The sequence below is a fragment of the Pseudomonas sp. GW821-FHT01E05 genome (assembly GCF_059422425.1).
The window spans coordinates 1-2,978 of the sequence record NZ_JBWKWW010000028.1 but is presented as its reverse complement, the minus strand read 5'-3'; the positions used below and the strand labels follow the sequence as shown (position 1 = coordinate 2,978).

The 2,978-nt window shown below is 64.7% G+C and carries 1 protein-coding gene; it reads left to right on the top strand.

Annotated elements, in window-relative coordinates; genetic code table 11:
* Positions 1–2,978, top strand: a 2,978-nt coding sequence (locus AC07W5_RS29455; protein WP_495024864.1) for an Ig-like domain-containing protein, incomplete at both ends; no start/stop codon positions are given.

Sequence of the window (2,978 nt, the reverse complement as noted above, 5' to 3'; positions counted from 1 at the left end):
TACCAGATGCAGGATCAGTTTGGGGCGCTCTCGACCAGTAGCGTGGACGTGACCATCACCGGCACCAATGACGCGCCAGTGGCGGTGGCCGATGTGGCCGCCGGCACGGAAAACCAGACCCTGACCCTCAACGTGCTGGCCAACGACACCGATGTCGATGACGGCCACCAGTTCACGCTGAACTCGGTCAGTGCGCCGGCAAACAAGGGCACGGCCAGCGTGGTCGGCAACCAGCTGGTGTTCAACCCAGGGAGCGACTTCGACCACCTGGCGCAAGGCGTGGTCGAGCACGTAACGCTCAACTACCAGATGCAGGATCAGTACGGGGCGCTCTCGAGTTCCACGGTGGACGTCACGATCACCGGCACCAACGATGCGCCGGTGGCGGTGGCCGATGTGGCTGCCGGTACAGAGAACCAGACCCTGACCCTCGACGTGCTGGCCAACGATACCGACGTCGACGACGGCCACGCGTTCACCTTGGTCAGCGCCAGCGCGCCGATCGGCCAGGGCAGTGCCAGCGTGGTCGGCAACCAGCTGCAGTTCAACCCAGGGGCCGATTTCGACCATCTGGCGCAGGGCGCCACGGCCAGCGTCACGCTCAGCTACAACATGACCGACGAGCATGGCGCGCCCGCCAGCAGCACCGTGGTGGTGACCATCACCGGCACCAACGACGCGCCGGTGGCGGTGGCCGATGCGGCCGCCGGCACGGAAAACCAGACCCTGACGATCGACGTGCTGGCCAACGACACCGATGTCGACGACGGCCACCTGTTCACGCTGAACGCGGCGAGTGCGCCGGCAAACAAGGGCACGGCCAGCGTGGTCGGCAACCAGCTGGTGTTCAACCCGGGGAGCGATTTCGACCATCTGGCGCAAGGCGTGGTCGAGCACGTGACCCTCAACTACCAGATGCAGGACCAGTACGGGGCGCTCTCGAGTTCCACGGTGGACGTCACGATCACCGGCACCAACGATGCGCCGGTGGCGGTGGCCGATACGGCTGCCGGCACGGAAAACCAGACCCTCATGATTGACGTGCTGGCCAATGACACCGATGTCGATGACGGCCACCTGTTCACGCTGAACTCGGTCAGTGCGCCGGCAAACAAGGGCACGGCCAGCGTGGTCGGCAACCAGCTGGTGTTCAACCCGGGGGCCGACTTCGACCACCTGGCGCAGGGCGTGGTCGAGCACGTGACGCTCAACTACCAGATGCAGGATCAGTACGGGGCACTCTCGACCAGCAGCGTGGATGTGACGATCACCGGCACCAACGATGCGCCGGTGGCGGTGGCCGATGTGGCTGCCGGTACAGAGAACCAGGCCCTGACCGTCAACGTGCTGGCCAATGACACCGATGTCGATGACGGCCACCTATTCACGCTGAACTCGGTCAGTGCGCCGGCGAACAAGGGCACGGCCAGCGTAGTCGGCAACCAGCTGGTGTTCAACCCGGGGGCCGATTTCGACCACCTGGCGCAAGGCGTGGTCGAGCACGTGACGCTCAGCTACCAGATGCAGGATCAGTACGGGGCACTCTCGAGTTCCACGGTGGACGTGACCATCACCGGCACCAACGATGCGCCGGTAGCGGTGGCCGATACGGCTGCCGGTACAGAGAACCAGATGCTGACCCTCAACGTGCTGGCCAATGACACCGACATCGATGACGGCCACCTGTTCACGCTGAACGCGGTCAGTGCGCCGGCGCACAAGGGTACGGCCAGCGTGGTCGGCAACCAGCTGGTGTTCAACCCGGGGAGCGACTTCGACCACCTGGCACAGGGCGTGGTCGAGCACGTGACGCTCAGCTACCAGATGCAGGATCAGTACGGGGCGCTCTCGAGTTCCACGGTGGATGTGACGATCACCGGCACCAACGATGCGCCGGTAGCGGTGGCCGATACGGCTGCCGGCACGGAAAACCAGACCCTGACGATCGACGTGCTGGCCAACGATACCGATGTCGATGACGGCCACCTGTTCACGCTGAACGCGGCGAGTGCGCCAGCGAGCAAGGGCACGGCCAGCGTGGTCGGCAACCAGCTGGTGTTCAACCCAGGGAGCGACTTCGACCACCTGGCGCAAGGCGTGGTCGAGCACGTCACGCTCAACTACCAGATGCAGGACCAGTATGGGGCACTCTCGACCAGCAGCGTGGATGTGACCATCACCGGCACCAACGATGCGCCGGTGGCGGTGGCCGATACGGCCGCCGGTACAGAGAACCAGACCCTGACGATCGACGTGCTGGCCAACGACACCGATGTCGATGACGGCCACCTGTTCACGCTGAACGCGGCGAGTGCGCCGGCAAACAAGGGCACGGCCAGCGTGGTCGGCAACCAGCTGCAGTTCAACCCGGGGAGCGATTTCGACCACCTGGCGCAAGGCGTGGTCGAACACGTGACGCTCAACTATCAGATGCAGGATCAGTACGGGGCACTCTCGAGTTCCACGGTGGACGTGACCATCACCGGCACCAACGACGCGCCGGTAGCGGTGGCCGATACGACTGCCGGTACAGAGAACCAGACCCTGACCGTCAACGTGCTGGCCAACGACACCGATGTCGATGACGGCCACCTGTTCACGCTGAACTCGGTCAGTGCGCCGGCGAACAAGGGCACGGCCAGCGTGGTCGGCAACCAGCTGGTGTTCAACCCGGGGAGCGACTTCGACCACCTGGCGCAGGGCGTGGTCGAACACGTGACCCTCAACTACCAGATGCAGGACCAGTACGGGGCGCTCTCGAGTTCCACGGTGGATGTGACCATCACCGGCACCAACGATGCGCCGGTGGCGGTGGCCGATACGGCTGCCGGTACAGAGAACCAGACCCTGACCCTCAACGTGCTGGCCAACGACACCGATGTCGACGACGGCCACCTGTTCACGCTGAACTCGGTCAGTGCGCCGGCAAACAAGGGCACGGCCAGCGTGGTCGGCAACCAGCTGGTGTTCAACCCGGG